General features: G+C 56.3%; 5 protein-coding genes. 4 read left to right on the forward strand and 1 reads right to left on the reverse strand.

What is annotated here, in order from left to right:
- From VGE80_RS07125 to VGE80_RS07135, 3 genes are all read left to right on the forward strand, one after another.
- Nucleotides 1-197, forward strand: a 197-nt coding sequence (locus VGE80_RS07125) for an ABC-2 family transporter protein (RefSeq protein WP_440592158.1), incomplete at its 5' end; no start/stop codon positions are given.
- 53 nt (nt 198-250) lie between these two features.
- Nucleotides 251-1474: an MFS transporter gene (locus tag VGE80_RS07130; RefSeq protein ID WP_440592159.1), complete on the forward strand. Its 1224-nt coding sequence runs from the start codon at nt 251-253 to the stop codon at nt 1472-1474.
- 112 nt (nt 1475-1586) lie between these two features.
- A complete protein-coding gene (locus VGE80_RS07135) occupies nt 1587-3149 on the forward strand; it encodes a hypothetical protein (protein ID WP_440592160.1) in 1563 nt (520 codons plus the stop codon).
- Between the two features lie 198 nt (nt 3150-3347).
- Here the strand turns inward: VGE80_RS07135 and VGE80_RS07140 are convergent, their stop codons facing one another.
- Nucleotides 3348-4490 (reverse strand): AraC family transcriptional regulator, encoded by a 1143-nt coding sequence (locus tag VGE80_RS07140; RefSeq protein WP_373651804.1) that lies wholly within the window; start codon nt 4488-4490, stop codon nt 3348-3350.
- A 208-nt stretch (nt 4491-4698) separates the two neighbouring features.
- On the opposite strand from VGE80_RS07140, the gene VGE80_RS07145 reads away from it, so the two are divergent.
- On the forward strand, nt 4699-5037 hold a 339-nt coding region (locus VGE80_RS07145; RefSeq protein WP_440592161.1), incomplete at its 3' end, for a hypothetical protein.

Consider the following 5037-nt stretch of genomic DNA (forward strand, 5'->3'; position numbering starts at 1 on the left):
CCTACGCCGACGCGATCCAACTGCTTCCCTTCAAATACCTCGCATTTGTCCCTGCAGCCATCCTGCTGGAAAAGTACAGTCACCAGCAGCTCTGGCTTGAATTGGGTAATGGAATTCTCTGGATCATCGCGCTGTGGGGGATCAATCGCCTTGCGCTGGCAAAGGGAGTTCGGCGATACAGTGCGTTTGGCGGATAGTGTTTCGAATCCGACACTTATCGTATTGAAATCTTTGTTCCACCAGCGATTAAATGACCATACCATCGTCGGCCGATCTTCGTGAAGAAACCGCGTCAGCTGTCTACGGGCGGATCTTCTGGCTCGCCTACCTCGCCAATTCTGCACTCGTCATGGCCAACGCGCTGACGTTCCGATTCGCGGAACTGGTTCACTTTCTCGGCGGATCGGAAACGATTGTTGGGGATATTGTCGCGCTGGGGACACTGATCGCGGTGATCGTTCGCCTGAGTGTTTCGCACGTTCTTGATGATTACGGGACACGACGAGTCTGGCCTGTCTGTTCCGTCTTGTTCATTCTGGGATGTGTCTTGTTCATCGCAGCCACATACGCTTTCTGGTTGCTTTATGTTGCACGCGTCACATTCTTTGTCGGTCTGACGGGAATGTTCGCCTGCTCCATGACCCACATCCAGAATCACGTGCCCCTCAACCGCAGAACGGAAGTCATTGGGAATCTGGGAAGCAGCGGGTTCGTCGGGATGATCCTGGGATCGAACGTCGGTGACTGGATCCTTTATCTGGTCACGCAACCTCGTCTCCAGTTTCTGATTCTGTTTGGGGCCGCAGGACTGATCGGGATCGCGTATTTGATCATTGTCATCGCGCTGACTTACAACGACCGGTCGGAAGTGAGGGATCCATCCCCGATGGCCTTCCGATTACTGTTTCGCTACTGGCCGGGGACAGTCGTCATAGCGGCGATGACAATGGGACTGGGGGTCACTGCGACGCAAACGTTTCTGACGCGATTCGCGACTTCGCAGCACATCGAAGGGATCGGGTTTTTCTTTACAGGCTACGCGATCTCTGCGTTCGTCTTTCGTCTGCTGGTGCAGAACTGGAGCCAGACGATTGGGCGGCACTGGATGCTGGTGCGAGGGCTGATCGGCCATACGGTGGGACACTTTCTGCTCGCATTCGTGGCCGACGCCTGGCAGTTGATCATCCCTTCAATTGTTTGTGGATTTGGTCACGCCTTGCTGTTTCCCGCCGTTGTCTCGTTGGGCTCGGGAACATTCCCAAAACAGTTTCGCGGAGCGGGGACCGCGATTATTCTCGGATTCACGGACTTTGGTTCGCTGGTGTTCGCCCCTGTACTCGGCCGGATTAGTGACCAGTTTGGTTTTCCCGTTATGTACGGCGTTTCTGCGGCTGTCGCGCTGACGATGGCAATCGGGTATTCCGTGGTGGCCATTCGCCATTCCGATGAAGAGTCTCGCTCGTATGCCACCTGATGCTTTCGTTTTCTTGAAATATCAGAATTCCATCGACGAGCTCTGATCTGTAAGTGTAGGTTCATGGGTGCCTGGTGTTTTGCTCGACCACCTACATTCAACGGAGCCTGCCATGCAGTCTACCACTCGTCGGGGATTTCTTGCAGATGTTGGCCACAGCATGCTCGCCGTCGGCCTGGGGACATCACTTGCGGCTGATCTGGGGTTTTCGACCGCCTTCGCGGAAGAGGGGAACGATTCGATCAGTCTCGGATCTCATCAGTCCCTGGTGGAACTCATGCGGAATACCCCCGCTGAAAAGTTGCAGCCTCTGCTGGCCCAACTCGTGGCCAAGGGCGAGACTTCACTTAAGGATCTGATTGCGGCGGGGGCATTGGCGAACGCGGTCACGTTTGGCGGATGTGACTATGTGGGATTTCATACGGCCATGGCGATGATTCCAGCTCTGGAAATGACTCGCAAGCTGCCGGTGAAACGGCAACCACTTCCGGTACTCAAGGTGCTCTACCGCAATTCGCAGCAGATTCAGAAAGCAGGAAGTTCCTCCCGCGAGGCCCTCAGGGCATTTCACCTGGCCGAGCATCTGGCAGAACACGCGTCCGATGCTGACCTCGAGGTGCAAATCAGGAACGCTTGTCGCGACGTCGACAGCCAATTGGGCGAACGCTTGCTGGCAAAGGTCAGCAAGTCTCCCCTCCATGCGTTCAACGCCCTTCAGCCTGCAGTTCAGGATGACATGAACGTGCATCGCTTCGTATTCGCTTATCGTACATTCGGGCTGGTCGGGCTGCTGGGTGATGAGCACTCGCAGACACTGCTCAGTCAGTGCGTGCGGCATTGCTGCGACCATGAACGGATGCGTATCGAACATAAACAAGCGGATCCGCCCATTCGAGCGTTATTGCCGAAGCTGCTTGATCAGTACCACCTGACGGACCGACCGCTGGGACAGCGTGATCCGGGAGACACTGCGGTGCTGGAACTGAGCCAGGCGATTTACACGGGACCACGGGATCGGGCGGCGGAGGCGGCGGCTGCGGCGCTGGCCGAGGGAATCTCACCTGAAGTCGTGGGGGAAGCGATTTCGCTCGCTTCCAATCTCTATGTCTTGAGGCAAGGGAGCGATAAATCCCGTGTTCACGGTGACTCGGCCGGCGTGCACTCTTCAGACGCAACGAACGCCTGGCGGAACATGGCACGACTGGCAGAAACCCGGCACGCAATTTCCGGATTGATCGTGGCGGCCTATCACGCGGGAATTCAGTCAGCGCCGTTCGACACACCCGCTTTTCCCCTCGACGAACACTCGGCGTTAATCACCGTCGATCGTCCCGAGCGGCTTCTGGCAGTGACGGAAGACGCTATTCGAAACAACGAGCAGGGACTTGCGACGGCAGCGATTCAGGTCTACGGAGATCGAGGGTTCGAGGTGGATCCGGTGCTGAACCTGATGCTGAAATACGCCGTCAGTGAAGATGGCCGACTGCACGGAGAGAAGTATTTCCAGACCGTCTGCGAAGAGTACAAGACAACTCGCCCGGCCTTCCGCTGGAGGCAGATCGTAGCACTCGCCCGCGTGACCGCCAGTTCGTACGGGTACAACCGGGAAGATAAGCACGGCTTTCGAGCGGCGGGCTACGAAGAGGCCTGTCACCTTCTGGGAGTCGAGGCCTGACCCCGTTCCGATGTGACGTGAGACGCCCGGGAATAAGCGCGTCGTCTTCACTGGCGAGGAAGCTGCGCGCTTGATTTGAAGTACCGTTTCGCTGAACCCCTCGGGTGGACCGAACGCGTCATGCGCCGGGAAACGGACCAGTCAACATTTTTCCTTGTGACAACGATTATTTTGAACGCGAGAGACTGCGAGCTTGCCTTAACCGTTGTGGCGTCGTCGATAGGCCGTTGGTGTTTGTCCCGTCTCCTGACGAAATACCACCGACAGCTGGCGCCCTTCGGTGAATCCGGAAAGCCGGGCTACCTCGGACATGGGAAGTTCGGTCCCTACAAGCAGTGATTTTGCACGTTCGACGTGTCCCCGGCGGATTTCCTGGGAGATCCCGCGTCCGAGGGTTGTGAGGAATCGCCTTTCCAACGACCGTCTTGAGACAGGAATGACTTTGAGGACATTTGCTACGCGAATCGGTTGGTGAACGTGGTCTCGAATATAGCGAATCGCGGCTGCGACGATCTGGTCTTCCATACACAAAATATCTGTCGATTGACGGGCCACGACTTCACGCGGGGGCAGTAGCATTGCCCTGTTCAATGGCTTCCGGCGACTCATCAGCCTGCTGAGCAAGAAGGCTGCTTCATAACCGATTCGCTCAGATGGAAGAGCCACACTCGACATCGAGGGACGCGTCATCTCGCATAACAAGTCATCGTCGTCGACGCCGAGAATGCCGACGTCCTCGGGAACGCGCAGGCCCGCCGACCGACACGCTTCGGAGACCTTCACCCCTTGAATGTCCTGGCTCGTGAAGACGGCAACCGGCTTCTTCAGTGACCGCAGCCAGGCTGGCAGCTCCGTGTTCCAAGACCAGAGTCCTGTAGGATCAACCTCAGCCAGGTCTTTTTCATAGAATGTGTTGAGGGTACAACCAGCCGCTGCCAAACTCTCGCGAAATCCGGATTCACGACCGACTGAAAAATCGTGATCGGGATAGCCGACGTATCCGAAATGTCGAAAACCTCGATCGAGGAGATGTTCTGCGGCCATCCGACCCACCAGGAGGTGGTCGACCGAGACACGGTAAATGGGTTGCTCTGGAAGCACCCCCGAGACATTAACGACGGGCTTTCGCAGCGCAATCAGCGCTTCAGCAAGCTCGACGCTGTAAACATGAGCGATGAGTCCGTCGAATTTTACTGAGCGCAAGCTCTGTACGGATTGCGAATCGGGAGACAGGGGCGTGAAGATCCAGTCGGATCTCTGCTCGGCGAAATGCTTGATTCCTCGCAAGATATCTCGGTAGTAGGCCAGGCCATAGCCAAATACGAGCCCGATTCGCTGCAAAGCAATGCTCCATCCGACAACGGATTTGTCGCAAAAAGACAAAAGATTTACGCGGAGTGTCATCGTGATAAATCACGCAGAAGAGTTCAATAGGTACTTCAGAAACAGTGATCGCGGTGTTGGACGCATCTCGTACGTCATGACGCGCGGTCAACGGTAGCCATTCACTCGGCCTTAAGGCGAGTAGGTTTGGGAAGGTGCATCGAAGATGTCTGGTGGCTTACATTCATGGATTCACACCGCCCATTTAGTGGCGCTGACGGTGATGTTCGTCGCGACAAATCTGGTGATCGGTCGAGAACTTCCCACGGCCTCGAGCGCGCCGGATACCTCATCGTTTTATCGTGGCGTGAATCTGAACGGCCCGCCCGTCGTCATTGATGGCAATCAATGGGAGGGACACGAGGCAAAATGGCTTCAGTGCAACGATCGCGCTTTCGAGAATCAACTCGTGCCGCTTGATCCTCCGACGGACCCGGAGCGGACAAAAATGATTCGCAGCAGTCGCTGGGGTGGGAACGAAGTGACGATCAATGATATCCCGCCG

It is taken from the genome of Schlesneria sp., assembly GCF_036405755.1.
Classification (GTDB): Bacteria; Planctomycetota; Planctomycetia; order Planctomycetales; family Planctomycetaceae; genus Schlesneria; species Schlesneria sphaerica.

What these genes read in the sequence shown, in the direction of transcription:
- VGE80_RS07130 (WP_440592159.1), top strand. Translation starts at nt 251, where the DNA reads ATGACCATACCATCGTCGGCCGATCTTCGTGAAGAAACCGCGTCAGCT.
- VGE80_RS07135 (WP_440592160.1), top strand. Translation starts at nt 1,587, where the DNA reads ATGCAGTCTACCACTCGTCGGGGATTTCTTGCAGATGTTGGCCACAGC.